The organism is Leminorella grimontii (genome assembly GCF_039789245.1).
Taxonomy (GTDB): Bacteria; Pseudomonadota; Gammaproteobacteria; order Enterobacterales; family Enterobacteriaceae; genus Leminorella; species Leminorella grimontii.
In genome coordinates, this window is sequence record NZ_CP146357.1 from 1,326,871 (window position 1) to 1,353,499 (window position 26,629).

The 26,629-nt window shown below is 54.0% G+C and carries 20 protein-coding genes and 1 CRISPR repeat array; of the genes, 12 read left to right on the forward strand and 8 right to left on the reverse strand.

The window, feature by feature from the left end; genetic code table 11:
* Positions 1–5: 5 nt before the first annotated feature.
* The 7 genes from V8L73_RS06480 to hemH all read left to right on the forward strand — a co-directional run bounded on the left by V8L73_RS06480 (position 6) and on the right by hemH (position 8,348).
* Positions 6–335, forward strand: a complete 330-nt coding sequence (locus tag V8L73_RS06480; protein WP_027275230.1) for a YbaB/EbfC family nucleoid-associated protein — start codon at positions 6–8, stop codon at positions 333–335.
* The gene (gene recR / locus V8L73_RS06485; RefSeq protein ID WP_027275231.1) at positions 335–940 is read left to right on the forward strand and encodes a recombination mediator RecR; all 606 of its coding nucleotides are present in this window, start codon (positions 335–337) and stop codon (positions 938–940) included. The genes V8L73_RS06480 and recR overlap by 1 nt, the downstream gene beginning before the upstream one ends.
* A gap of 173 nt (positions 941–1,113) precedes the next feature.
* On the forward strand, positions 1,114–2,991 hold the full coding sequence (gene htpG / locus V8L73_RS06490; protein WP_347254422.1) for a molecular chaperone HtpG: 1,878 nt from the start codon (positions 1,114–1,116) through the stop codon (positions 2,989–2,991).
* Positions 2,992–3,301: 310 nt separating this feature from the next.
* On the forward strand, positions 3,302–3,946 hold the full coding sequence (gene adk, locus V8L73_RS06495; RefSeq protein WP_347254423.1) for an adenylate kinase: 645 nt from the start codon (positions 3,302–3,304) through the stop codon (positions 3,944–3,946).
* Positions 3,947–4,144: 198 nt separating this feature from the next.
* The gene (locus V8L73_RS06500) at positions 4,145–4,540 is read left to right on the forward strand and encodes a hypothetical protein (RefSeq protein ID WP_347254424.1); all 396 of its coding nucleotides are present in this window, start codon (positions 4,145–4,147) and stop codon (positions 4,538–4,540) included.
* Between the two features lie 986 nt (positions 4,541–5,526).
* Complete coding sequence (locus tag V8L73_RS06505; RefSeq protein WP_347254425.1) at positions 5,527–7,197, forward strand: BBE domain-containing protein; 1,671 nt, start codon at positions 5,527–5,529, stop codon at positions 7,195–7,197.
* A gap of 188 nt (positions 7,198–7,385) precedes the next feature.
* Positions 7,386–8,348: a ferrochelatase gene (gene hemH / locus V8L73_RS06510; RefSeq protein WP_347254426.1), complete on the forward strand. Its 963-nt coding sequence runs from the start codon at positions 7,386–7,388 to the stop codon at positions 8,346–8,348.
* Between the two features lie 141 nt (positions 8,349–8,489).
* Positions 8,490–9,477: direct repeats of the CRISPR family, unit length 28 nt; unit sequence CTTGACCGCCGCATAGGCGGCTTAGAAA.
* Between the two features lie 81 nt (positions 9,478–9,558).
* Here the strand turns inward: hemH and ybaL are convergent.
* The 5 genes from ybaL to copA form a co-directional block, all read right to left on the reverse strand.
* Entirely contained in the window at positions 9,559–11,256 is a 1,698-nt protein-coding gene (gene ybaL / locus V8L73_RS06515; RefSeq protein WP_027275237.1) for a YbaL family putative K(+) efflux transporter, read from the reverse strand.
* A 218-nt stretch (positions 11,257–11,474) separates the two neighbouring features.
* Positions 11,475–12,695: an MFS transporter gene (locus V8L73_RS06520; RefSeq protein ID WP_347254427.1), complete on the reverse strand. Its 1,221-nt coding sequence runs from the start codon at positions 12,693–12,695 to the stop codon at positions 11,475–11,477.
* A 147-nt stretch (positions 12,696–12,842) separates the two neighbouring features.
* Positions 12,843–13,319, reverse strand: coding sequence for a Cys-tRNA(Pro)/Cys-tRNA(Cys) deacylase YbaK (gene ybaK / locus V8L73_RS06525; protein ID WP_261831490.1), 477 nt, complete (start codon positions 13,317–13,319; stop codon positions 12,843–12,845).
* Positions 13,320–13,457: 138 nt separating this feature from the next.
* A complete protein-coding gene (locus V8L73_RS06530) occupies positions 13,458–14,261 on the reverse strand; it encodes a TraB/GumN family protein (RefSeq protein ID WP_347254428.1) in 804 nt (267 codons plus the stop codon).
* 98 nt (positions 14,262–14,359) lie between these two features.
* Positions 14,360–17,269: a copper-exporting P-type ATPase CopA gene (gene copA, locus V8L73_RS06535; RefSeq protein ID WP_347254429.1), complete on the reverse strand. Its 2,910-nt coding sequence runs from the start codon at positions 17,267–17,269 to the stop codon at positions 14,360–14,362.
* A 324-nt stretch (positions 17,270–17,593) separates the two neighbouring features.
* Here copA and V8L73_RS06540 point away from each other — a divergent pair, with 324 nt between their 5' ends.
* From V8L73_RS06540 to V8L73_RS06550, 3 genes are all read left to right on the forward strand, one after another.
* On the forward strand, positions 17,594–18,784 hold the full coding sequence (locus V8L73_RS06540) for a mandelate racemase/muconate lactonizing enzyme family protein (protein ID WP_027275242.1): 1,191 nt from the start codon (positions 17,594–17,596) through the stop codon (positions 18,782–18,784).
* Between the two features lie 295 nt (positions 18,785–19,079).
* A complete protein-coding gene (gene dcuC, locus V8L73_RS06545; RefSeq protein ID WP_027275243.1) occupies positions 19,080–20,471 on the forward strand; it encodes a C4-dicarboxylate transporter DcuC in 1,392 nt (463 codons plus the stop codon).
* Between the two features lie 56 nt (positions 20,472–20,527).
* On the forward strand, positions 20,528–21,868 hold the full coding sequence (locus V8L73_RS06550; protein WP_347254430.1) for an MmgE/PrpD family protein: 1,341 nt from the start codon (positions 20,528–20,530) through the stop codon (positions 21,866–21,868).
* A gap of 55 nt (positions 21,869–21,923) precedes the next feature.
* Here V8L73_RS06550 and V8L73_RS06555 read toward each other — a convergent pair whose 3' ends face one another.
* Entirely contained in the window at positions 21,924–22,580 is a 657-nt protein-coding gene (locus V8L73_RS06555) for an SMI1/KNR4 family protein (protein WP_347254431.1), read from the reverse strand.
* Positions 22,581–22,704: 124 nt separating this feature from the next.
* On the opposite strand from V8L73_RS06555, the gene V8L73_RS06560 reads away from it, so the two are divergent.
* The gene (locus V8L73_RS06560; RefSeq protein WP_347254432.1) at positions 22,705–23,379 is read left to right on the forward strand and encodes a GntR family transcriptional regulator; all 675 of its coding nucleotides are present in this window, start codon (positions 22,705–22,707) and stop codon (positions 23,377–23,379) included.
* Between the two features lie 61 nt (positions 23,380–23,440).
* Positions 23,441–24,901: a tetratricopeptide repeat protein gene (locus tag V8L73_RS06565; protein ID WP_347254433.1), complete on the forward strand. Its 1,461-nt coding sequence runs from the start codon at positions 23,441–23,443 to the stop codon at positions 24,899–24,901.
* Positions 24,902–24,965: 64 nt separating this feature from the next.
* On the opposite strand, the gene V8L73_RS06570 is transcribed toward V8L73_RS06565, so the two are convergent.
* Together V8L73_RS06570 and V8L73_RS06575 are read right to left on the reverse strand one after the other, a co-directional pair.
* Positions 24,966–25,562 carry a FumA C-terminus/TtdB family hydratase beta subunit gene (locus tag V8L73_RS06570; RefSeq protein ID WP_347254434.1) on the reverse strand — a complete coding sequence of 199 codons (597 nt, stop codon included), beginning with the start codon at positions 25,560–25,562 and terminating at the stop codon, positions 24,966–24,968.
* A 2-nt stretch (positions 25,563–25,564) separates the two neighbouring features.
* Positions 25,565–26,458: a fumarate hydratase gene (locus V8L73_RS06575; RefSeq protein ID WP_027274318.1), complete on the reverse strand. Its 894-nt coding sequence runs from the start codon at positions 26,456–26,458 to the stop codon at positions 25,565–25,567.
* Positions 26,459–26,629 lie beyond the last annotated feature (171 nt).

The following is a 26,629-nucleotide window of genomic DNA, read 5'->3' on the forward strand; positions in this document are numbered from 1 at the left end:
CGAACATGTTTGGTAAAGGTGGACTTGGCAACTTAATGAAGCAAGCTCAGCAGATGCAGGAAAAAATGCAGAAGATGCAGGAAGAGGTTGCGAAAATGGAAGTCACCGGCGAGTCCGGGGCCGGCATGGTTAAGGTGACGATCAACGGCGCGCACAACTGCCGCCGGGTAGAGATTGACCCCAGCCTGCTGGAAGACGATAAAGAGATGCTGGAAGACCTGATCGCAGCAGCCTTTAACGACGCGGCTCGCCGCATTGAAGAAACGCAGAAAGAAAAAATGGCGCAGGTGTCCGGCGGTATGCAACTGCCTCCTGGCTTTAAGATGCCGTTCTGATGCAAACCAGTCCTCTGCTTGAATCTCTGATGGAGGCGCTGCGCTGCTTGCCCGGCGTAGGGCCTAAGTCCGCGCAGCGCATGGCGTTTCAACTGCTGCAGCGCGATCGCAGCGGCGGAATGCGTCTGGCGCAGGCGCTGACGCGCGCCATGTCGGAGGTGGGCCACTGCCGCGACTGCCGCACCTTCACCGAAGAGGACGTGTGCACCATCTGTAGCAACCAGCGCCGTCAAAGCAGCGGTCAGATATGCGTGGTGGAAAGCCCGGCGGACATTCATGCGATTGAGCAAACCGGCCAGTTCGCCGGCCGATACTTCGTTCTGATGGGGCATCTGTCCCCGCTGGACGGCATCGGGCCGAACGACATCGGCCTGGACCGCCTGGAAGAGCGCCTGGCGAACGAGACTATCCGCGAGGTTATTCTCGCCACCAACCCGACGGTAGAAGGCGACGCGACGGCTAACTTTATCGCCGAAATGTGCGCCTCTTACGGCGTGATGGCCAGCCGCATCGCCCACGGCGTTCCGGTCGGCGGCGAGCTGGAAATGGTCGACGGTACGACGCTCTCTCATTCTCTGGCGGGGCGGCAGCAGATAAGGATCTGATCGCGCGTTTACCTGATTTTTTATATGAAGGTGCCTGATTCAGGTGCCTTTTTTATTTCTAACGCTTGAAATTGTATCCCTCTATCCCCATCTGTTTACCATTCCCTATTGACGTAAAGGGCGCGTAGCGTATTCCGCCCGAATAAATCGACACACTGAGGTAAGCGATGAGTATGAAAGGCCAAGAAACCCGCGGTTTTCAGTCTGAGGTGAAGCAGCTTCTGCACCTAATGATTCATTCCCTGTATTCCAATAAAGAGATCTTTCTGCGCGAACTGATTTCCAACGCGTCCGACGCGGCGGACAAGCTGCGCTTTCGCGCTCTGTCTAACGCCGATCTCTACGAAGGGGACGGCGAGCTGCGCGTTCGCGTTTCGTTTGATAAAGAAAAGCGTACGCTGACGCTTAGCGATAACGGTATCGGCATGACGCGCGACGAGGTGATTGATAACCTCGGCACCATCGCTAAATCCGGCACCAAGGCGTTTTTAGAGTCTCTCGGCAGCGATCAGGCGAAAGACAGCCAGCTCATCGGCCAGTTCGGCGTCGGCTTTTATTCTGCCTTCATCGTGGCCGATAAGGTCACCGTGCGCACCCGCGCGGCGGGCGCTAGCGCCGACGAAGGCGTATTTTGGGAGTCCGCCGGCGAAGGAGAGTACACCATCGCCGATATCAACAAGCCCGGTCGCGGTACCGAAATTACGCTGCACCTGCGCGACGGCGAGGACGAATTCCTCGACGATTGGCGCGTGCGCTCCGTTATCAGCAAATACTCCGACCATATCGCGCTGCCGGTTGAAATTTTAGTAACCGAAGAGAAAGAGGGCGAAGAGCCGGTCGAGAGCTGGGAGAAGATTAACAAGGCACAGGCCCTGTGGACCCGCAACAAGGCCGACGTCAGCGAAGACGAGTACAAAGAGTTTTATAAGCACGTTTCCCACGACTTCAGCGATCCGCTGGCCTGGAGCCACAACCGCGTTGAGGGCAAGCAAGAATACACCAGCCTGCTTTACGTTCCCGCCCGCGCGCCGTGGGATCTGTGGAACCGCGACCACAAGCACGGCCTGAAGCTCTACGTGCAGCGCGTCTTTATCATGGACGACGCCGAGCAGTTCATGCCCAACTACCTGCGTTTTGTTCGCGGCCTGATTGATTCCAACGACCTGCCGCTCAACGTTTCTCGCGAGATTTTGCAGGATAACCGCATCACGCAAAGCCTGCGCAGCGCCTGCACCAAGCGCGTGCTGCAAATGCTGGAGAAGCTGGCTAAGGACGACGCCGAAAAGTATCAGGACTTCTGGCGCGAATTCGGCCTGGTGATGAAGGAGGGGCCGGCGGAAGACGGCGCCAACCGCGAAACGATCGCCAAGCTTCTGCGCTTTGCCTCAACGCATAGCGACAGCGACGCGCAGACGGTGTCTTTGGAAGAGTACGTTAGCCGCATGCAGGAAGGTCAGGAGAAGATTTACTTCATTACCGCCGACAGCTATGCCGCTGCTAAAAACAGCCCGCTGTTGGAGCTGTTCCGCAAGAAGGGCATTGAGGTTCTGCTACTGTCAGACCGCATCGACGAGTGGATGATGAGCTACCTGACCGAGTTTGACGGTAAGGCCTTCCAGTCCGTCAGCAAGGCGGACGAGTCACTGGACAAACTGGCGGACGCCGACAGCGATGAGCAAAAAGAAGCGGATAAAGCCCTTGAGCCGTTCGTTGAGCGAGTGAAAACGCTGCTGGGCGAACGAATCAAAGAGGTTCGCCTGACCCACCGTTTGACGGACACTCCGGCTGTGGTGACCACCGATGCGGACGAAATGACGACGCAGATGGCCAAACTGTTTGCTGCGGCCGGGCAAAAGATGCCGGAGATCAAATACGTCTTCGAACTCAACCCGGACCACGCGCTGGTCAAGCTGGCGTCTAACGTGAATGACGAAGCCGAGTTCGCCGAGTGGATTGAGCTGCTGCTCGATCAGGCGCTTTTGGCGGAAAAAGGCGGGTTGGAAGACCCTAACCAGTTTATCCGCCGCATGAACAAGCTGCTGATTAAGTAAGCCGTTTGAGATAGGTCTAAGCCGGGAGAGGGGAGCTTCTCCCGGTTTTTATATATTTTGAGATAGCGTTAAAAGATAAGTCGTTGTCGGTTTTGTTAAATTAACAAATAGCGTCTGCAAATATTGTCTAAGTAATCGATGCGTTGGTTTGCACCATCGGCGACGTTGGAGTTTATTCGCGGGGCGAACTATCCCTGCCGACACAGGCCTTGAGCCATCTCCCACTTGAGCATTAACGCATTGAGTGATAAGGTTCACAGGTTTTCTTTCATTGACATACAAAAAGCAAAATTTCTAGGGGATTTACGCAATGCGTATCATTCTGCTTGGCGCTCCCGGCGCCGGTAAAGGCACACAGGCTCAGTTTATCATGGCGAAGTACGGTATCCCGCAAATTTCCACGGGTGACATGCTGCGTGCGGCGGTTAAGTCCGGTTCCGAACTGGGGCAACAGGCGAAATCGCTGATGGATGCTGGCAAGCTGGTGACCGACGAGCTGGTTATTGCGTTAGTCAAAGAGCGTATTGCACAGCCGGACTGCAAAAACGGCTTCCTGCTGGACGGTTTCCCTCGCACCATTCCTCAGGCGGACGCCATGAAGGAAGCGGGCATTCAGGTTGACTACGTGCTGGAATTCGACGTACCTGATGAAGTTATCGTTGAACGCATCGTAGGCCGCCGCGTACACGCGCCGTCCGGTCGCGTTTATCACGTAACCTTTAATCCGCCGAAGGTAGAAGGCAAAGACGACGTCACCGGCGAAGAGCTGACGACGCGTAAAGACGACCAGGAAGATACCGTGCGTGCGCGCCTGGTTGAATACCACACGCTGACCAAGCCGCTGGTGGAATACTACAGCGCCGAAGCCAAAAACGGCAACACCCAGTACGTGAAGCTCAACGGCACGCGTAAAGTGTCTGAAGTTAGCGAAGAGCTGGCGAAGATTTTGGGCTAAGGCCTGATTAAGCGCTGAACTTAAGGCGACCGAGAGGTCGCCTTATTTTTTATCGGTGATTGCACTCAAAGAGAAAGTAAACAACTATATGGTTTCAACATGAAACTTTATGGAATATAATTCGCCTTTGGCGCTTTAAGTGAAAGCGGGCAGTAAAGGGCTATTTTTACGGTCATTTCGCGAAAGGAGAGCGATATTATGGCAATCGTTATTGAAGAACCGGTAAAGATAGTGCTAAACGAAATAGAGATTGACGATCGCATTCCGTCCATTAATTTCGATCTCTATATCGAGGTAAACCACCTGATGTATTCTACTGAATATAAGGGAAACATATGGATCCCGAACCGCGAGCTGGGTAATTTTATCTCTTCTTTTAAAAACAACGACGCCGAGTTTTCTTTATCAGATACCTTTGGCAATGCGTTTATAACGCTCAAGAGCGTCGACGACAGCGGGTATCAGTTTTGCGTGACGAAAAGCAGAAAGACCCTCAATCATTCCAAATTTGAGATTTCTTACTCTGAACATATCTCTATGGACGTCTTCTATAATATAAAGGCCAAGTTTCTTGATTGCCCTGTAATATGGTAAGTCTGACAGGTATAGGCGAGGTTATATGGAATATCTAAATAATTGCCTGGCTTTACCGTAACTAATCTTTAGAAATTGGCGGTTATTTCTAATTTTTTTCTAAGGGATAATTTTAACGTAGGAAAATGCGCTGAATTCTGGAAATAAGATTAGCATTTATTGCCGAGATGCTGTGGCGGTAAGCTCTGAGTTTTTTTACTAAAAAGAGTCAAGCGCTAATGAACCCTCCAGCGTTTTTATTCTATTACGATATATCACTATTTGCATTTTAATAATGTGATTTAGTAATGGTAAGACTTATGATATCTATTGCATTTCTTGATTTTAATGGTAATTAAGGACTGTTAGATATGCTAGGTGTAAATGAGGTTTTTAATTTAAAAATAGCCGAGTAACAATATATTGAATACTGATTTTATATTTTCAGCGTATAAATTACGAATCTTCGGATAGGATGTTCATGGTCTCGCGTCTATATATGTGCTGTAAAAGTTACTAGGTTTAAAAATTTTTTAATTAAATAGAATTCTAATTACACCTTAGTATTCATTGAAGACGATCTTTGCTTCATTTTTTTGTAATTTATTATTAATAAATGAATTTTTTATGGTTGTCATGTAAATATATAGGCCTTTCCCAGCGATGGGAAGGCCCATGGTGGATGAAAAAATATCAGTGCTATTCACTGTTTTTTAAAGGGCTCTATTCATTTAGACGTAGAGTGGAATTTTTTCTCATTCGAAATAATCTAGTTATAGAATGCTTGATATTATTTTTATATATCAATGTTATTAACTTTTAGTATAAGAGCAACATTGACATGATTAAGTTACTTGACCAAATTTAAATTGCATAGATATTTATTTTCTGCGATGTAATGGAAATTATTGTTTTCGCAAATTTGTGATCTATGCGCCACTATTAATTAATATCATATACGCATATAAATAATGTTATTTTATTCAAACGAATATAAGGACGTAAATATGTCAGATTTTATTGTAATTGATAATCAGAATCCCCGTTACGATACCTTAAAGAAAGGGTTTAATTTACGCTTTCCGGATGTCGGAGAAGGTACGGATTTTATCTACATATGCAAAACGGCGCAGGAGGTTATCGATGCCGCCAATAGCGCTTTAGAGGCCGGATATCGACTGACCGTTCGCAGCGGTGGACACTGCTATGAGGGCTTTGTATCAAATAAGCTCAGTAGCGACGGCAGCCAGCCTATGGCGATAATCGACCTTGGGCTAATGACCGGAATGCAATACAGCGCAACCGGCGGTATCGTTTCCCCATGGGACAGCTCCGTTTCTTATCGTTTTTCCGCCGCTACCGGAAACCAGAACTGGGATGGTTACGTCAGCTTATACAAACTGTCTGGTAAAATGGTTCCCGGTGGTTCCTGTTACTCGGTGGGGTCTGGTGGGCACGTTTCTGGCGGGGGATATGGGCTGTTGTCCCGCCTGTATGGCCTAACGGTAGACTGGCTTTCCGGCGTAGACATTCTTGTTCCTCAGGCGGCGGGCAGCAGCAGCCTTGTTGTGAAGCACGTTAACCTGAATAGCGTAGGCAGCGATCGCGATCTGTTCATTGCTTGCCGCGGCGGCGGCGGCGGCAACTACGGTATTATCCTTAATTATTACTATGAAGATCTTCCTCTGGCGCCTCAGAAGGCGTATCTGCTGTCGCTTTCCTGGCCGTGGGACAGTTTCGGCTCGGGGGACGTGGGAAAGGCTGCGTTTGGTGATTTCTTGCATACCTACTGGCAATGGTTCTCCGATCACGATGGAGAATGGAACAGTACCGATCCTACGCTGGCGAATGGCGGGCTTTTCACCCTGTTGAAATTGCAGCACCGTTCAACGGGAGACGTGGTGATGACTATCCAATACACCGGATTGGACGGCACCGTAGGCGGCTCTCAGGATCAACCCTTCATTGATTTTGTTGAGACAATGACGGAAATCGTTGGCGTAGCGCCAAGGATTGAGGCCCAGCCGGTGTGGCAGGGCGCCGTCGCACGCACAGAGGATCGGCAGGAAGCGCTGCGTGACCCCGTTGGCGATGCTCAACTGATGGACTGGCTATGGCTCACCGAAACCATTAACGGTTCCGGCGGAAACATGCGCAATAAGCATAAATCGGCCTATCACGTTGCTGATTTTACAGATACGCAAATTACCGCGCTTTGGAATTATCTGAATGCCAGCGAGGACGCCAGGCTGACCCAGGCTTGGGTACAGGTTGATTCTTATGGGGGATGTATCAACAGTAACGATGAGAACACTAATCCTACCGCCGTTTATCAACGCGGTTCCTTGCTGAAATCACAGTTCCAGCTTCACTGGAACAATGCCGAAGACGACGATTTTTGCGTGTCGTGGATGGCGAACCTGTATTCCGCCTATTTCGCCGAGACGGGCGGAAAACCGTTTGACGATGGCAGCGGTCGTTATCAAGGATGCTATATCAACTACCCGGATATAGACATGAAATACACCGATGCCACACACGCAGCGGTCGACCCTCAATGGCTGACTTTATATTATGGAAATAAAGCGGCGGCCTTGGTGGCCACAAAGCAGGCGGTAGATCCGAGTAATATTTTCCATCATGAAATGTCGATTCCTTTGACATTACCATCGTCCTGATAGCCCAGGTTAGCTCCAGGGAGGGAGCTGACTTTGCTGGTTGCAGCCAATGTCATATTTCTTTTTTAATAGCCTTGGCTAATCACATCGTTTGGCGCATTCGTCCGTCTCTGGCGTAGGCAGGCTGGCGGCAAGCTGCTAGTATTGTTGCTATGTTACTTATTGAAAAAGCGGCGATAGAAGCAACTATGTCACAGCAAAGCACCGGCGTTCTTCTCGTTAACCTTGGCACTCCCGATGCGCCGACGGCGTCGGCGGTAAAGCGCTATCTTTCCCAGTTTTTACAAGACCGAAGGGTAGTCGATACAAACCCCTTGCTGTGGTTCTTTCTGCTTAACGGCGTGATCCTGCCGCGTCGGGCTCCGCGCGTCGCCAAGCTTTATCAGGAAGTCTGGACGCCGGAAGGCTCCCCGCTGCTGGCCTACAGTCGTCGCCAGCGGCAGGCTTTGGCCGACCGTCTGCCTGACGTACCGGTTGAATTGGCGATGACCTACGGTTCGCCTTCCGTCGATGAGGCGTTAACCCGGCTTCAGTCCAAGGGCATTAAGCGCCTTATCGTGCTGCCGCTTTACCCGCAATACTCTTGTTCAACCACGGCCGCCGCCTGGGACGCGCTGTCGGCGGCGTTTTCTCACCGTCGCGACCTGCCTCAGGTGTTTTTTATCCGCGACTATGCGGAGCACCCGCTCTATATCGCCGCGCTGGCGGACTCCATTCGGGCCTCTTTTGCTCAGCACGGAGAGCCTGACCTGCTGCTGTTTTCCTATCACGGCATTCCCCAACGCTACGCCGCCGAGGGCGATGACTATCCGCAGCGCTGCGAGGCGACGACCACCGCGGTGGTAAAGGCGCTAGGGCTTACGGATGCGCAATACAAAATGACCTACCAGTCGCGCTTTGGCAAAGAGGTATGGCTTCAACCCTATACGGATGAAACCATGCATTCGTTACCCTCACAGGGCGTTAAGCGCGTTCAGGTCATCTGCCCCGGCTTTTCCGCCGACTGCCTGGAAACTATCGAAGAGATCGATAAGCAGAACCGGGAATTTTTTATGGAGGCGGGAGGAGAAAGCTTTAATTATATTCCCGCGTTAAATGATTCTGCGGCACATATCGAGTTAATGCAGGCGCTGGTTGAAGCACACCTGTAGCTCCATCGTGCAGACCCTTTTTTAAGGCCGTTTATAATCTATTGATTTTAAATGGCCTTATCGACCCTCTTAAAAAAGGGTTTTGGGACTTAGAAATGGAAAAAGTGATTAACGGCAAGGGGATAGTGGGGTATTGTTCTACTTGACCGCCGCATAGGCGGCTTAGAAACAATGGATCCATTCCTCTTGCCGGGGAAATAACTTGACCGCCGCATAGGCGGCTTAGAAACTCAGGCGGTAGGGATCCGCGATGTACTGTTGCTTGACCGCCGCATAGGCGGCTTAGAAATTACCGCTAACCTTTGTCGGGTCATGGGATTCCTTGACCGCCGCATAGGCGGCTTAGAAAGCCAACGCTCAGTCCTTTAGGCAGCGCCGTGACTTGACCGCCGCATAGGCGGCTTAGAAACGAATGGTGCTTAAGAACATGCGAGAGTCGAACTTGACCGCCGCATAGGCGGCTTAGAAAATACCATTGTCGTTAAAAAACTCGCTCAACGACTTGACCGCCGCATAGGCGGCTTAGAAATAGCTGCTCAGCCATTTTTTTGGCTCCGCCTCCTTGACCGCCGCATAGGCGGCTTAGAAAAATGGCGGACACCTGACGATTTGTTCATGGGTCTTGACCGCCGCATAGGCGGCTTAGAAACTGTATGGACCGCTGGTACTGGACCTTTTCACCTTGACCGCCGCATAGGCGGCTTAGAAAGAACTGTCACCCGTCGCTGACGATGCCGACCTCTTGACCGCCGCATAGGCGGCTTAGAAAAAGCGAAATTAAGGTGAGTGAGAAGGGGCTAGCTTGACCGCCGCATAGGCGGCTTAGAAAAGGCGTCTCCGCGCTTGCATCTTAGGCGTAATCTTGACCGCCGCATAGGCGGCTTAGAAATCCGATAGGGTGCAGTAATCCCTCGTTAGTAACTTGACCGCCGCATAGGCGGCTTAGAAAAAGCATCTTCGTGCCACAACTGATGCATGGGCCTTGACCGCCGCATAGGCGGCTTAGAAAAAGCGTAATGGCAGGTCTATGAACTCTGAGATCTTGACCGCCGCATAGGCGGCTTAGAAATGACAGCCGAGGATGACGCGCTAACGTGTGGACTTGACCGCCGCATAGGCGGCTTAGAAAATAGTCCCGGCGGCGGCTACTCTTTTCCCCATAAAAAATACCGAGCTAATGCTCGGTATTTTCCTATCCAGCGAGGCTAGCCTACACCGGGCATCCCTCCGGCTCCTTCCTGTCGCCGCTTAAAATGCCGTTGTACATCTCGTCCAGCATGGTCTGGGCGATTTCGCGTTCGCCCATGATCACATGGTCGGCGCCGCGTTCGGAGATGTATTCCACTTCGTCATCGTAGTGGGCGCGGGCGATGATGAGCAGGTCAGGGCGCTGGGCGCGGGCGTAGGAAACGATCTCTCCCGCCTCGTAGCCGTTTGGCGTCGTGACGAACAGGCAGCGGGCGCAGTCAAGGCGGGCCAGGCTTAGGATGTCGTGGCTGCCCGCGTTGCCCAGCACGGTGCTGATTTCACGCTCGCGCAGCATTTCCACGCGCGACAGCGAGTTTTCCACCACCACCAGCGGCACGTCGAGGATGTGCAGGCGTTCGCACAGAATGCTGCCGACCCGGCCGTAGCCTATCAGAATAACGTGGTTGCACATGTCCACCGGCACCTGCGCTACTTCCTCTTCCACCACCTCTTCGACAATCTGGTCTTCGATGGTTTCGGTTTTACTCAGGTACTTACCGACCAGATTAAAGACCAGTGGGTTAAGCAGAATTGACAGAATCGCGCCGGCCAGAATCAGGCTCTGTGCGTCTCTGTCAAGCACGCCCAGCGCAACGCCCATAGTGGCGAGAATAAAGGCGAATTCACCGATTTGCGCCAGGCTGGCGGAGATGGTCAGCGCGGTGCGCTTGGAGTGGCCAAACAGGCGCACGATAAAAAACGCCGCCAGCGATTTGCCTAAGACGATAATAACCAGCGTCGCCAGAACGGCCAGCGGCTGTTCGATAAGCGTCATGGGTTCAAACAGCATGCCGACGGAGACGAAGAACAGCACCGCGAAAGCGTCGCGCAGCGGCAGGGTGTTCTGCGCAGCCCGGTGGCTCAGTTCCGATTCGTTAAGCACCATACCGGCAAAGAATGCGCCCAGCGCGAACGACGCGCCGAACAGCTGCACTGAACCGTAGGCAATGCCCATGGCGATGGCGAGCACCGACAGGGTAAACAGCTCGTTAGAGCCGGTGCTGGCGCTTTTTGCCAACAGCCACGGCACCACGCGGCGTCCGACGACAATCATCAGCACGATAAAGGCGATGACCTTTCCAAGAGTGATGCCCATCGAAATCGCCAGATTAGAGAAATCGCTGTGCCCCTGCTGCATAATGCCGGTGACCGCAGGCAGCAGAACCAGCGCCATCACCATCGCCAAATCTTCGACGATGAGCCACCCAATGGCGATTTTCCCCCGCTGGCTTTCAATCAGCTGCCGCTCCTCTAACGCGCGTAAAAGCACGACGGTACTGGCGGTGGAAAGACACAGGCCAAAGACGATACCGTTAAATAAACCCCAGCCTAACAGATGCGCCAATCCCATCCCCAGCAGCGTTGCCACAGCAATCTGCGCAATAGCGCCCGGAATGGCAATCTTTTTTACCGACAGCAGATCTTTTAGCGAGAAATGAAGCCCCACCCCGAACATCAACAAGATCACGCCCACTTCTGCCAGCTGGTTCGCCAGCGCTTCGTCCGCGACGAAACCCGGCGTATGTTTACCCGCTACGATGCCCGCGATGAGATAGCCGACAAGCGGCGAAATCTTCAGGCGATTGGCTATCATACCGAACAAAAAGGCGAGAACGAGGCCGCCGGCAATGGTGGTTATCAAGGGAGTAGCGTGATCCATCAATGCTCCTTCTAGCTTTAGGACTGGGGGAATAAGTTAATTTTATGGTATTTATCGTCTTTTTGCTTGGGAAAATTTACTTTTTTTGAAAAATAACGCGCATTCATTACTGAATCGATTAAAGGAGGGCGTTTTTACAAAAATGAGAGACTATTGTTAGATGGATTAAGGGATTTCCTCGGGGAGAAAAATTTTTTCTCCCCCGAGGAAAGCGTTAGTTATCGCGCGCTGTGTTCAATATTTGGTAATAGAGCGGTAAGAATGCCGAGCAGTGGCAGGAAAGAACAAATATGGTAAACGGTTTCAATGCTGCTATGGTCTGCAACATAGCCCAGAGCGGCTGCGCCGAGCCCACCCATGCCGAAGGATAACCCGAAGAACAGCCCAGATATCATACCGACTTTACCGGGGATCAGCTCCTGAGCGTAGACCAGTATGGCGGAAAAGGCTGACGCGATGATAAGACCAATAATCACCGTTAAAACGCCGGTCCAGTAGAGGGATGCATAGGGTAAAATAAGGGTAAAAGGCGCTGCGCCGAGAATTGAGGCCCAAATAACATATTTTCTTCCTATTTTGTCGCCCACTGGCCCGCCAATAAAGGTTCCCGCCGCAACGGCAAACAGGAAGACAAACAGGTGGATCTGCGCATTTTGCTCGGTTACGCCGAACTTATGTATTAGATAGAAGGTGTAATAGCTGCTAATGCTGGCCAAATAGAAATATTTTGAAAATATCAGCACTAGCAGAACGCCCAGAGAGAAGACGATGGTGCGATTAGGCAGGCGATTTACGGCAACGGCTTTAAACGGCTTGCCGCCGTTGCTACGTTGCTGCGCCTGATACCAGCGGCCGATTTGCAGCAGAACGACGATGGCGAGCAGCGGAGCTACGGCAAACCAGGTCAGCGTACCCTTGCCGTAAGGCGTAATAAACGCTGCCGCCAGCAGCGGCCCCAGCGAAGAGCCGAGGTTCCCGCCTACCTGAAACAGCGACTGCGCCATGCCGTGCTTTCCGCCGGAGGCCATGCGCGCCACGCGCGATGACTCAGGGTGGAATACCGATGAGCCGGTGCCTACTAGCGCGGCGGCCAGCAGTACCATGTGGAAGTTACTGGCGAAGGCCAGCAGTATCACCCCTACAAGAGTGAACCCCATACCGATAGGCAAAGAGTAGGGTTTAGGGTGCTTATCGGTGTACAGGCCGATAAGGGGCTGTAGCAGCGACGCGGTGAGCTGATACGTTAGGGTGATCAGGCCGATTTGGCCAAACGTCAGCGAGAATTCGCCCTGCAGCAGTGGATAGATAGCGACGATCAGCGACTGCGTCATGTCGTTTAGCATATGGGAAACGCTGATCGCGCTGAGGATGCGAAAAGACGTTTTGCGTGAGTTATCAGCGACCGAGGGCAGGGCCGTATTGCTAGTCTGGTTTGTCATGGCGATAAATGGTGTTTACGAGCGGCGGATAGAATAAAACGGGCAAAACGGAAGTATTTTGCCCATAAAATCGGCGAAACGGCCTAGTATAGCGTGGTCATTCAACGCATTGAAAGACGTGTGTGTGAGAAGCTGTAACTTTTATTTCTAAGGCGCCGCAATCGGCGCAAAAATCCCGGACGTCATGCGGCAAAGATCGGCTGGCGCCAGCTCAATGTCCAGCCCGCGCTTGCCGCCTGAAACATATACGGATTCAAAACTTTCGGCGTCTGCGTCAATAACGGTAGGCAGCCGCTTTTTCTGTGCCAGCGGGCTGATGCCGCCCACCAGATAGCCGGTAACGCGCTGAGCCAGCGTCGGGTCGGCCATGTCGACTTTCTTGACTGACAGCGCCTTGGCCATCTTTTTCAAATCCAGCATGCCCGAAACGGGCACCACCGCGACCGCCAGCTTCTTCTCATCGCCGTTCAGGCTGACCAGCAGCGTTTTATACACCCGGCTGGCGTCCAGACCGAGTTTTTTTACCGCCTCGTCGCCGAAGTTGGTTTCGTTGGGATCGTGGTCATAGGGATGAAGAACGTAGTTTACCTTTTGCTGTTTCAGCAGGCGAACGGCCGGCGTCATTACGGTTTCCTCTTTCTGTTTTTGCTTGGTGTGAGTGGCGTATCGTCAAATCGGGACGCGTTATGATAGCGCGTTGGCGCGGCGTTTTCTCGCCGGGAACGGTCTTTAATTTTTCACCAACGCTAAAAATACGAAGGGCTAAGGCGCTCGGCCTAACAGCGCCGGTAAATTATGCTCGCCAAACAGGTGCAGCGCGCCGACCACCACCACATAGTCGCCCTTTGGCAGTGCTTTAAGCTTTTGCGCCCAGTCCCGGTTTCGTTCGGTTATCATGATGCGATAAATGTCGTCTCCCATGCCGTAGGGGAGGCGCAGCGTTTCGCGCTGCGGTTTTTCGTTAAGCCACCAGCGAACCATGATTAACATCAGCCGCTGATTGTCCTGCCAGTGCGCCAGCGTGTCGCGCAGCAGGGGGAGCCCTTCGGCGGGCAATCGTTTTAACAGCGTCATCTGCTTCTCCGCGCCCTCAAGCTCTATAACGGAAAGCGCGTCTTCGCGGGCGGCCAGAATGCTTTGATAGTCGATGCCGAACTCGCTTTTCAGCCCGGAACGTTCGGCCTGCATCGCCTGCAGCATTAAGGCTACGTGCCACGCCGGCTTGCTTTCCAGACTGTCTTCGCTAAGTCCTACCTGTCGACTGCGCTTAAGAAGCTGCTGATACTCTTGTCCGCTGAGGCTTTCCGTCAGGCGCGCGCCGGTGGGCTGAGCGTCAAAGCGAACGGGCTGAGAAATGTCGACCTCAACGATAAGCGCATCGGCCTGCGCCATTCGCTGGCGCAGTAAAGGGGGCAGGGGAGCCATCTCCCGGCTGCCCATATGAATGCTGCCGACCAGATGAAAGCGGCTGCCGCCGTCAGTGACGACGTCAAATGCCGGGTAGGCGTACGGCAGCGAGGGCGTAAGCCCCAGAATGACGGCCAGACGCCGCAAAATGCGTTTCATTGAAGGCCTAAAAGTTGTCGTTACGTGAATAGCTAAGAGTATTAGCAGGTAATAGCGGCGTACTCAAGAATGAGCGCGCCGCGGGAAGTAAAAAACGGCTATTGTCTGGGCTTGAACCTCAACAGTCGATTCGCGTTACTGACCACCGTAATCGACGAGAGCGCCATCGCCGCGCCGGCGACCACCGGGTTAAGCAGCGTTCCCGTCAGCGGGTACAAAATGCCTGCGGCGATCGGGATGCCCAGCGAGTTGTACACAAACGCGCCCAGCAGGTTTTGCTTCATGTTGCGAAGCGTCGCTTTAGACAGCGCGAGCGCGTCGGCGACGCCCTCAAGGCTGTGGCGCATCAGGGTGATAGCCGCCGTTTCGATGGCGATGTCGCTACCGCCGCCCATGGCGATGCCGACGTCGGCGCGAGCCAGCGCGGGGGCGTCGTTAATGCCGTCGCCGACCATGGCGACTTTATGGCCGTCCTGCTGCAGGCGCGCGATGGCCTCCGCCTTTCCGTCCGGCAATACGCCGGCGATCACTTCGTCAATACCGGCCTGTTGTGCGATCGCATTGGCGGTGACCGGGTTGTCTCCGGTCAGCATGACCAGCCGATAGCCCTGCTGGTGCAGCCGATTCAGGGCGGAAACGCTGTCTTCTCGCAGCGGATCGCGGATTGCCAGTACGGCGGCTAACGCGCCGTTAACCGCCAGCAGCACCGGCGTTGCGCCCATCGCCGCTTCTTTGGCGATAGCGTCGGCGGCGGCCTGCGTGTCGATCTGCTGTTCTTGCAGCAGGCGTTCGTTACCTAGCAGCAAAGACGCGTCGCCAGACCTGCCGGTAACGCCCAGCCCGCGCAGCGTCCGGAAGTCGCTAACGTCAGGCAGCGCCATTCCCTGGGCTTTCGTCATGATGGCGTGGGCCAGAGGGTGGCTGGCGCCCTGTTCCAGCGCGGCGGCATATTGGAGAATCTGCGACTCGTGGTATCGATTAAAGGCGTAGATGGCGCTGACCAGCGGTTTGCCTTCGGTGAGCGTCCCGGTTTTGTCAAAAACGACGGTGTCTATCGCGCTTGCCTGCTGGAGCGCGTCCGCGTCGCGGACTAATACGCCCATTTCGGCTGCGCGCCCGACGCCCGAAATGATCGACATCGGCGTCGCCAGCCCTAACGCGCAGGGGCAGGCGATGATAAGGACGGTAGTGACGATAACCAGCGTATAGACCAGCTGAGGCTGCGGGCCGACTAAATACCAAATCAGACCGCTAATTAACGCAATGGCGACCACGACCGGTACAAAGATGGCTGAAATACGATCCGCCATCCGGCCGATTTCCGGCTTGCTGCTCTGCGCCTGACGCACCAGCTTGATGATGCGCGCCAGCGTGGTTTGGTTACCGATAGCGTTAGCGCGGAACAGGGCGCTGCCGTCCTGTACGACCGTACCCGCGTGTAGCGCGTTTCCTGCGGCTTTTTGCTGCGGCATGGCTTCGCCGGTCAGCATCGCTTCGTCCACCCAGACTTCGCCCTGGAGCATTTCACCGTCGACCGGCACCCGATCGCCGGTCGTCAGGCGCAGCGTCATGCCCAGCTTTACTTCCGACAGCGGCAGAACGGTTTCCCCTTGCTCGGTAACGACTCTGGCGGTCGGCGGCGTCAGGTCCAGCAGCCGCTCAAGCGCCTTGGACGAGCGCGAGCGCGCCCGCTGTTCCAGCGCGTGGCCGAGGTTTATCAGGCCGATAATCATCGCGCTGGCTTCAAAGTACACGTGCCGCGCTTCGTGCGGAAAGAGTGAAGGCCAAACCGCGACGCTGATGGAGTAGATCCAGGCCGCGCCGGTACCTAGTGCGATAAGCGTATCCATGGTCGCACTGCCGTTTTTCAGGCTGCGCGCCGCGTTGACATAAAAATGACCGCCCGCGGCAATCATCACCGCCAGCGTGGCCACCCCGGCGACTATCCAGAAGGTTTGATTGTCGGCGCTGACCATCATGTTGTCGCCAATCATCCCCCAGACCATTAGAGGAATGCCTAAAGCCAGAGCCAACGCGGACTGCCAGCGGTAGCGGCGGATGTTTTGCTGCGCCGTTTCGTGCTGACGGGCGCGGCGCGTTTCTTCATCCTGAATAACCTCCGCGCCGTAGCCCGCCTGCTCAACGGCGTTGACCAGCGCGCCGACGTCCGGCGTGCCGAACGCCATTGCGCTACGTTCGGCGAGGTTCACCCGCGCTTGCGCAACGCCGGGAACGCTTTCCAGCGCTTTTTGCACCTTATTCACGCAGCTGGCGCAGGTCATGCCGTTAATCAACAGCTGTACGCTGTCGTCATCGTCAGACGGCGCGGCCGGAGAGGAGACTTCTGCCGCTGTCACTGGCTCCGGCGTTTCTGATGCAGGCAGCGGCTCAGTTTTTGGGGGCGTAGCGCCATCGCTCAAGGTGGCTTCATATCCCGCCTGAACAACGGCGTCAATCAGCGCCTGAGGGGATGCGCTGCCGGTGACGACGGCTTCCGTCAGGCTGACGTCGGCGCGTTCTACGCCCGCAACGGCCTCTAGCGCCTTCTTTGTAGATCCGACGCAGTGTTGGCAGGTGAGTCCGGCCAACCGCAGGTGCACTTCCGAACCGGCGTTAGCCTCGGAGGCCTCATAGCCGGCCTGTTTTACCGCCTCAACCAATGTGGCGGGCGAAGCCGTGCCGTAGATTTCCGCCTTGTCCAGCGTGACGTCAGCCGCCAGTACGCCGTCTACGGCTTCCAGCGCTTTTGCCGTTCTGCCGGTGCAGTGCCCGCAGGAAAGGCCGGACAGGGCTAAAACAACGTCCGGCTGCGCCAGCCGGGCCTGATAGCCCGCGCCTTCAACGGCAGCGATAAGCGTCGCGGCATCGGCTTCGCCAACAATCTTCGCACTCGTGACGTTGACGTCCGTTGATTGAACGCCGGGCAGCGCATCGAGCGCTTTTTTCACTCTCCCGGCGCAGCCCATGCAGGACAGCCCGGTCAACTGTAAAACGGTAGTGTGTTGCATAACGTAGCTCCTGAATTCTGAGCCCGGCGGCGCCGAGCAGAAGAAGGTTCTCTGACTGTGATTAAGTCTAAACCTTCCAGCAACAGGAAGGTCAAGCGATAAGGCGGATTATTTATTTCAGGAATGTCAAAACCGCATTTTGCCGTCGTTAAGAAGAAGAGTGGGATCTCGCTCATACTTTTACGCTAAGTCACGCTGAGCTACGATTAAATTCTGTTCATCATATATTATATATAATATATTATTTGTGAATTGGAGATGAGTTAGCGCCTTGTCTTTCATGTTTTCAATGGGTTGTGTTCAGTCATTCCAAGGAGAATAAAGATGAAAATTGTCAGCGTTGACGTTATTGACGTAAAAAATCCGCTACAGTCCGCCGTAGCCAAGTGGCGCCCGGTTGTGGTGCGCATCAATACGGATGAAGGGATTTCCGGCTTTGGCGAAGTGGGAATGGCCTACGGCGTAGGGGCTTCCGCAGGCTTCGGCATGGCGAAAGATCTTGCCAGCATCATCATCGGTATGGATCCGATGGAAACGGAAAAGATCTGGGACAAAATGCAGAAAAAAACCTTCTGGGGTCAGGGCGGCGGCACCGTCGTTTCAGCCGGGATGAGCGCGATCGACGTCGCGCTGTGGGATATCAAGGGGAAAGCGCTCAACGTGCCCTGTTACCAACTGTTGGGCGGTAAGTGTCGCGATTCGCTGCGCACCTACGCCAGCCAGCTGCAGTTCGGATGGGGCGACGCAGAGAAAAAGGAAATCTTAACGACGCCCCAGCAGTATGCGGCAGCGGCGGAAAAGGCGCTGGCCGAAGGTTATGACGCCATCAAGGTTGACGTTAACGAAATCAACGAGCAGGGCGGCGTAAAGAAAAGCAATCTGTACGGCGTGTTTGCCGACCGCGAACTGAAGGTCGGCTACAAGCGCCTTAAGGCCATTCGCGAAGCGGTGGGCGACGAGGTCGATATTATCGTCGAGGCTCATGCGTTGACCGATACCGCTTCCGCCATTCGCTTTGGCCGCATGATTGAAGACCTGCGCATTTCCGCTTATGAAGAGCCGGTGATGAACCTGAACCACGGTCAACTGAAAGAGGTGAAGCGCAACGTCAACATTCCTATCGCCGCGGGTGAACGCATCTATACCCGCTGGGGCTTCCGTCCGTACTTTGAAGAACACATCATCGATCTTATCCAGCCCGATCTCGGCACCTGCGGCGGCTTTAGCGAAGCGAAAAAGATCTGCGACATGGGCCATATCTACGACACCACCTGTCAGATCCACGTTTGCGGCGGTCCGATCATGACGGCGGCGGCGCTACAGCTTGAGTGCGCCATCCCCAACTTCGGCATCCACGAGCTGCATCGCTACGCGCTGCTGGACGGCAACCGCGCCACCTGTAAGTACGACTATCTGCCCAAAAACGGCCAGTATGCGATCCCCGATTTGCCAGGCATTGGTCAGGAGCTGACTGAAAAATCGATTGCCGAATCGCCAAAAGAAACCGTGAAGTAACAGGCTGACGTTACCGAGGGTTGCCGCCTTACCGGTGCGAATACGCCGGGTGCGAAGAATGTAAAAAGACGTTTGTCGACAGCGAATGAGGAGTAATCCGCATTTGCCGGAGGCGCCTATTGTCAAAAACAACGCATCTGATGCAGTATTTCGTTGCCGAATAAATATAAATAACGGCGGCGACCCTGACAGAGGGGAGGCTTCGCGAGAAAGCGTGAAAACCTCCTAATCGTTGATTAGGGTTAATTACGCAGAGCCGGCGAGTGGTATCGTCGGCTCTGCGGGGAGTTGAAGCATGGGATTAACAATATCGCTTGTTGTCATCGCATGGGTCGCCTGGATGATAGCAAGGAAAGGGTACGCGACCGCCGTGCTGCTGATTGCCGGCGTTTTCCTGCTGGGAACGTCGGTCCTTCTTGACCTGGGCCCCGGGCTGACGCTGAAAAAGTCTACCGGCAGCGGCTTTTTCGATATTTTTCAGGTCGTTCAAAACATTATGTCAAGCAACCTCGGCGGGCTGGGGCTGGCGATTATGGCAATGGGCGGCTTCTCCCGCTATATGGACACGCTGCACGCCGGTCAGGCGCTGTACGCCGTCGTCGGCGGGCCGCTGAAATACATCAAATCTCCTTATCTTCTGGCCTGTATGGGCTTCATCGTTTCCCAGATTATCGGTATGGCGATCCCCAGCGCGTCCGGGCTGGCGCTGATGCTGATGGTGACGCTGTACCCCGTGATGATCCGCGCCGGCGTTTCCCGACTGACGGCGGTGGCCATTATCGGCTCCAGCCGCTTCTTCGACCTGGGGCCTGGCTCGGCCAACTGCCTGCTGGCGGCTAAAACCTCAGGTATTGAGTGGGCTGAGTATTTCCTCCACTGGCAGATGAAGATCTATTTTCCGCTGCTGCTGACAATGTTGGTTTCACACTACTTCGTTCAGCGCTTCTGGGAGCGTCGCGAAGGCCCCGATCCGGAAGACTTGATACTGCAGGAACAGTTTCGCAAAGAGCAAGAAGGGCAAACCGCGCAGGTGCCGAAAATTTACGCGCTGTTGCCTATCGTTCCGCTGGTGATTCTGCTGCTGTTTAACCCGGTTGTGCTCGGCCAGTTTGGCGTCAACATCAAGGTTGGCGTACCGTCGGCCATCGTTCTCAGTACGCTTATCGCCATGCTGTTTGACTTTATTCGCCGCCGCAACGGCTTTGACGTGCTTAACGGCATGAAGTCCTTCTTCGAAGGGCTGGGCAAGCAGCTGACTATCGTTGTGGCGCTGATTATCGCAGGTCAGGTGTTCGGCGAGGGGCTTATCGCCATCGGCGCCGTGAATTCACTCATCGCTGGCGTAGAAGGCGCAGGGCTTGGCGCGGGCTTCATGATTATTCTGATGAGCCTGATTATCGGCGCCGTCGCCTTCCTGATGGGCTCCGGCAACGCGCCGTTCTTCTCCTTTGCAGCGCTTATCCCAAGCATTGCCGCCAAGATGGGCGTACCGTCCGCAGCCATGCTGCTGCCGCTGCAAACCATGACCGGATTTGGCCGCACCATGTCGCCGGTAACCGGCGCTATCGTTGCGGTGGCGGGCATCGCGGGGGTATCGCCGTTCCAAATCGTCAAGCGTAACGCCATTCAGCTGGTTCTGTGTATGTTGGTCAACTTTATCCTGACCTTTACCGTCGTGCTGCCCTGACGGCGCGTCGTCATTGACAACGCCCGCGCGCCGCGCGGGCCGATAAGGAGAAAATCATGCAGGCGGATGTTCAAAAAAATCTGGCCGACTTTATCGCCAACTGTCGTGATGAACTGATTGTCGGACGGCTTATTGAGGACATGAAGTATCGCGTCATCGACTGGCTGGGCTGCGCCGTAGTTGGCGCGCGCTATCCGCAGTGCGACATCGCGCGTCGAACGTTTACGCACTTTGGCGGCGTCGAGGAGGCCGTCGTTATCGGCGCGTCGGGGCGCTACCCCGCACCGGCGGCGGCGATGGTCAACGGCATTATCGGCCACGTTTCCGAACTTGATGACGGCCATCGTAAGGCCATCGGCCACCCGGGTTCGGTCACGCTGCCCGTCGCCCTGGCTCTGGGTGAGTTGCTTAACGTGAGCGGTAGCGCGTTCCTGAAGGCGCTGATTGTCGGCTACGACGTTTATATTCGGCTGGGGCAGACGGTGAATCCTTCCCACTATGCCTACTGGCACACCACCGGTACCTGCGGCACTTTTGCCGCCGCAGCGACGGCGGCGTCGCTGATGCGGCTTACGGCCGAACAGGCGCGCAACGCGTTAGGCATCGCGGCAACTATGGCCAGCGGGCTGGTGGCCTCGTTTGGCTCTCACGCCAAAGCGCTAAACGTTGGGCACGCCTGCCAAAGCGGCGTTTATGCCGCGCTTCTTGCAAAAGAGGGCTTTACCGGCTCGCCGCAGGCTCTGGCGGGCGACAAGGGCTTCGTTAAGGCGACAAGCGATTATGAGTCGCTTAAGTATCTGGAATGCCTCACGGAGGAGGGGCTGCTGTCCGATACCGCCTTTTATAAGGTCTACGCCTCTTGCGGACACACCAACTCCCCGCTGGATGCAGTATTTAGCCTGATGAATGCGCACACGCTGGACGTCAAAAAGATAGCCCGCATTCACGTCGCCACCTACCGCATTGCGGTATCGCTGACGGCGGCGCTGAAGGCGAGTAATGAGGATGAGGCTAAGTTTTCGCTGCCTTACTGCACCGCGGTGGCCCTGATCTTTGGCCGCGTTTCACTGGCGGAGTTTCAGCCACAGGCGTTGAGTAATCCCGACGTGCTGGCGCTGGCGAAAAAGGTTGAGGTCGTAGAGTCAGAAGAGGCGACGGCGCGCTTTCCCAAGCGGCAGGCGGAAGTCACGATAGTCATGGAGGATGGAAAAACCTATCGACATCGGGTGATGGACGCCACCGACGTCGCCAACTTCGCCATGCTGGAGCAGAAGTTCCTCCACTCGGCGCAGGGCGTGGACCGGCAGGCGTCGGAAGCGGTGCTGGCGTATATTAAAACGATGGACAATAGCGCGGACATCGCACCGCTGGTGGACTATCTGCGAAGAGTAGGGTGATAACGATAGGGTGTTTGGTGCGAAAGAACGATATTTCATCAAACGCCTTTATCCTTTAAGCCGCTTCCCGATTAATCGGCATTCCGCTTTCGTCGAAATAGCGGTTTCCCTGATAAAAGAAGTTGTTGATGCTGTGATAAACGAACGTATTGTATTGAGGGACGGGTTCAGACGCCTCCTTCAGATTGACGTGCCTTTCATTATCATCGCCATAGCGAAGGCTAAAATAGTCCCAAATATCTTTGCCGTAACATATGACATCATCTCCTTGATGAATCGAATAGACCGAGTTTCCGCTTTGATGCGGAGATAAAGAAAGATACCTGTTGGAGTTGATCGGAATAAAAAGCGGTGTTTGCCGTATTTGATTTTTGGCCAATGCAATTGCTTCGTCATCGCTAGGGGGACGTATTCCCCAGGCATCCGGCCATCCACCCAGCCTGGTTATGGTGTATAACACGCCGTCGATGGTCTCGTCGTACATTTTACATTTGATATGGCTAACGTATTTATCCGAGGTATTTCGCCAGTCGGTATAGTCATAGTCGTACAGCGGCAGACAGATGGATAAAAACGCGCGATAGTCGGTGGGAAACGTGATGTTATAGCAGCGCTCCGCTTTTTCAATTTCTTGCTCCGTCATGCCTTCGGTTAGAAAAATGCCGTTATTCTCTAAAAGCCGCATGCTGTTGGCGATATGTTCTTCAAACATGCTGTCGTTCCCTGTACGCTAACCGTCTATGAATAAAAAGTATTCTACTCTTTTTCCCGTCTATTTAGTAAAATTGTGCTCATAGCAGCGGCTTTCCCGCCCGACACCTTACGCTTGGTTTCCCATGACGATGATAACGAAAACAAAAGCAAAGACGATTTACTTCGATTTGAAGCATAAGATTTTATCCGGTGAGCTGAAGGCCGACGCCCGTTTGGTTATCCACCAGCTGGCGGGGATGTATGACAGCAGCGATATTCCCGTGCGGGAAGCGCTCAAGGAGCTGGCGGCGGAAGATCTCATCGAGATGAGCCCGCACAAGGGTTCCAGAGTGAAGAAGCTCTCGGTTAAAGACATGCAGGACATGCTGGAAATCCGCAAAACGCTGGAGCCGCTGGCGGCGCGCTTAGCGGCGGAAAACGCCACGCCGGAGCTGGTGGCCGCGTTGGAAGCGGTGTATGAGAAATGCGTAAAAATGGCGCAAGAGCAAAACTACAGCGACTACTCTACCGCTAACCGCGAATTCCATCAGCTTATCGTCGAAGCCAGCGACAACACCTATCTAAAAAAGCTGCTCAGCGAGCTGTTGCGCAACGAGCGGCGCACCAAAACTATCTTTGACCTGTTTCCCGAAGTCGTCAGCGTTTCTCTGGAAGAACACCGTGAGATGATTCGCCTGATTGAGCAGAAGAAGGGCAAAGAGATGGCCGAGCTGATGCTTAAGCACAAGGCCCGTTCTTACGACAAGCTGCACGCCTATTTTTCTAATCTGCTTAAAGAGCAGGAAGAAGCTCAGTAAATATCAGTAAATAAAGGAAAGGCAGACTGCCGGTTGCTTTTCGCGACGGGTGTTTTGAGCCATGGAACACCGTAATGTAATAAAAGGGAATGAAGTGAAAAGATTGATTCAGCTGCTATGCGTGCTCTTTACCGTATCTATTGCCGCATGCGTCGTCGGGCAGGATGAGTTTTCCTCACTCCGTTTGCAGGCCGATAGCGGCGACATTGACGCTCAACGAAACCTCGGCATTCTATATCTTAAACAGGAAGAACGTTCGGCCAGCGATAAACAACGCGCTGTCGCTTGGCTGAAAAATGCGGCTGAGGGTGGGGATACCATTGCGCAGGGCTATATGGGATATCTGTATATTAACGGTATCGGCGTTGAAAGAAATAAAGAGAAAAGCATCGAATGGTATAAGAAATCGGCGGTTCGAGGCGATATTTCTGCGCAATATGCACTGGGTATGCTTTTTGAGCGCGACAGGGAAGACTTATCCAACTACTGGCTGAATCAGGCCGCACGTCGCGGCGATCCAAAATCTCAGGTGACGTTAGCTCTCAAATTCAAGAATGGCACTGGTGCAGACAGTACCGGCCTACGGCGGGTTGATAATACCAAGACGTTCTTTTGGGCGCAAAAAGCCGCATTGGCTGACTATGGCAGCGCGCAATTTTTTGTCGGCGATATGTATGCTTCTGGTGACGGCATTCCTCAAAACAGCGTATTAGCTGGGGCGTGGTTGATGGTGGCAGCCGAAAAGGATCGGCCTGCAAGTATTGTTACGGCGAGTAAAAACAGCGTTGTTAATTCGCTAACGCCCGATCAAAAGAAGCAGGCTGAGCGACTCTTCAAACAGTATAAACAAGCGATAAAAGACAATGAGCAGACGCTGAATCAGCGCTTTGCAAAGCTAATTCCCGTGACGGAACCCGATCCCGAGGCTAATTTTAAAATTATGCAAGCACAGGCTGAAGGGGGAGACATTCAGTCTATGGTTAGACTGGGGTTAATGTATGGAAATGAAATAGGCGTCGAAAAAAATTATCCTCTGGCGATGAAGTGGTTTAGCGCGGCGGCGGAGAAGGGCGATGCTGAAGCACAGTACTATCTTGCATATGGTTATTACCATGGAATGAGCGTGGCGATTGACAAGGATAAAGGCAATAAATATTTTGCGCTGGCGGCTCAGGGTGGGGAAAAGTATTCTCTTAACTATATGGGAGGAAGATTCCGTGATGGTGAAGGAGGTGCTAAAAATCTTCCTTTAGCCTTCTCCTATTTTAAACGTTCGGCGATACAGGGCGTGGCTAATGCACAATACAACCTTGCAGAATGTTATCTGAAGGGCATAGGAACCAAGGCCGATCCGCAGGCCGCCTATGTCTGGTTCTCTCTAGCCAGCGCGTTTGGTCGGGATAGTGCGATGGTTCAGCGCGATAATCTTTCCCGTCAGCTAAAGCCGCTTGTGCTGGAGCAGGCTCAGCGTGAAGCGCAAGAGCTGTTTGACCAAATATTCAAACCGGATCCGGATATTTAAGTCATATCGCCAAATACGAAAATGGGGCGGGTTAGGCCAGGCAGCCTTTTCCCGCCGAACAAACTCAACCTTTCTCTTTCATGATTTCGTCCGCTTTTTCTCTGGCGTTCGCCTTCACGTCGTCATAGCGGCTGTTGCCCTTGCAGTCCATGGTGACGATAAACGGGCCGAAGCGCTTGACGTCCATCACCCACATGGCTTCGGGCATGCCGTTTTCCAGCCAGTGCACGGCCTTAACGCGCTTAACGCCTTCCGCCAGCACCACTGCGCAGCCCGGTGCGGCCTGTAAATAGGCCTGCTTGTATTTTTTAAACGCCGCCAGGCTGTCGGCCGCCATGCCGCCTTTACCAATGATGAGCTTGATGCCCTGTTGGCCGACAAAGTCGGCGTGTGGCTCCATGCGGATCGAGGTGGTTGGGCCGATGACGCGAAGCTGCCAGCGGTCTTGGTCGTCTTTCACCATCACCGGGCCGGCGTGAAAAATAGCGCCTCCCTGAAGGTTTTCCGGCAGCGGCCGCTGGCTGTCCGCCAGTTCGCGCATGTTAAGGTGGGCCATGTCTCGAGCGGTGCAGACGGTGCCGGTCAGGTAGACCGCGTCGCCGACGCTCAACTGCTCTATCGCCTCATCAGCCAAAGGGAGCGTGAGTTCATAAATAGCCATGATTATTCCTCCACCTGAAAGAGTGATTCACGACGGCCGTCCGGATAAATGCGAACGCCGAAACGCCGGGCGACCCAGCAGTGGAAATTGATGGTGACCGGGCAGATAGCGGTGTGAGTTGCCGCATAGGCCATTTTGACCGCCAGCGTCGTGGTTTTTCCTCCGATCCCCGCCGGGCCCACGCCCAGCCTGTTGATATCCTCCAGCAGCTCGGTTTCCAGCTGGTCGAGCAGAGGATCGGGATTGTGGTCTAGCCAGTTGCGGGTACTGATGGCTTCGCGGCTCAGCTTGGCGCTGACGTCCATTTGTCCGCCCAGACCGATGCCAATAGCGGACGGAGGGCAGGGGAAGCCGCCGGCGTTAATCACGGTGTCCAATACCAGCCGCTTTAATCCTTCGTAGTTTTTCCCAAGCGTCGCCGGGGTCAGAATTTTTGACACGTTGCCAAGCTCGGCGCCGCATCCTTTCGCGCTCATGATGATTTCTACATATTCCTGATTGGGAACGTGCTGCAGCTCAACGTTAGGGACGCCGAGGCCCGTGCTGTCGCCGGGGTTATGGCGCGTCAGCGGGTGGACGATGCTAGGGCGAATCAATCCCGCTTTAGTGGCTTCGGTCAGCGCTCGGGGGAGATAGCTTAGCAGCGGGTCCATATTAAACGCCTGCCCGAAGCGGATCCAAACGGTAGGAAAACCGGGCGACTGGCAAACCGGCTTATCTTTTTGGGTTGCTTGAGCGACGTTATCGATCATTGTTTCCAGAAAAACCCTGGCTTCCTGATGCGTTTCTTCTCGAGCGGCATTTTTCATCAGGTGGAGCACATCGGGGGAGATCGTCGTACAGGCGCGGTGAAGAAGGTCGTAAACCTCTTCGTAGGTAATGCCCAGTTCTCTCATTTTATTATCCTCTGATTGGCATTGGTTAATCATATATTATATATAATATATAAAATCGCAATGACTTTTCAAACGGGAGAAAGAAGGGGGCAGGTGGTGAAGCCATATGCTTTTTGATTATGAAATATGCCTAACCATTCTTTATTGCCGGACATTTGGATGGATATTCTT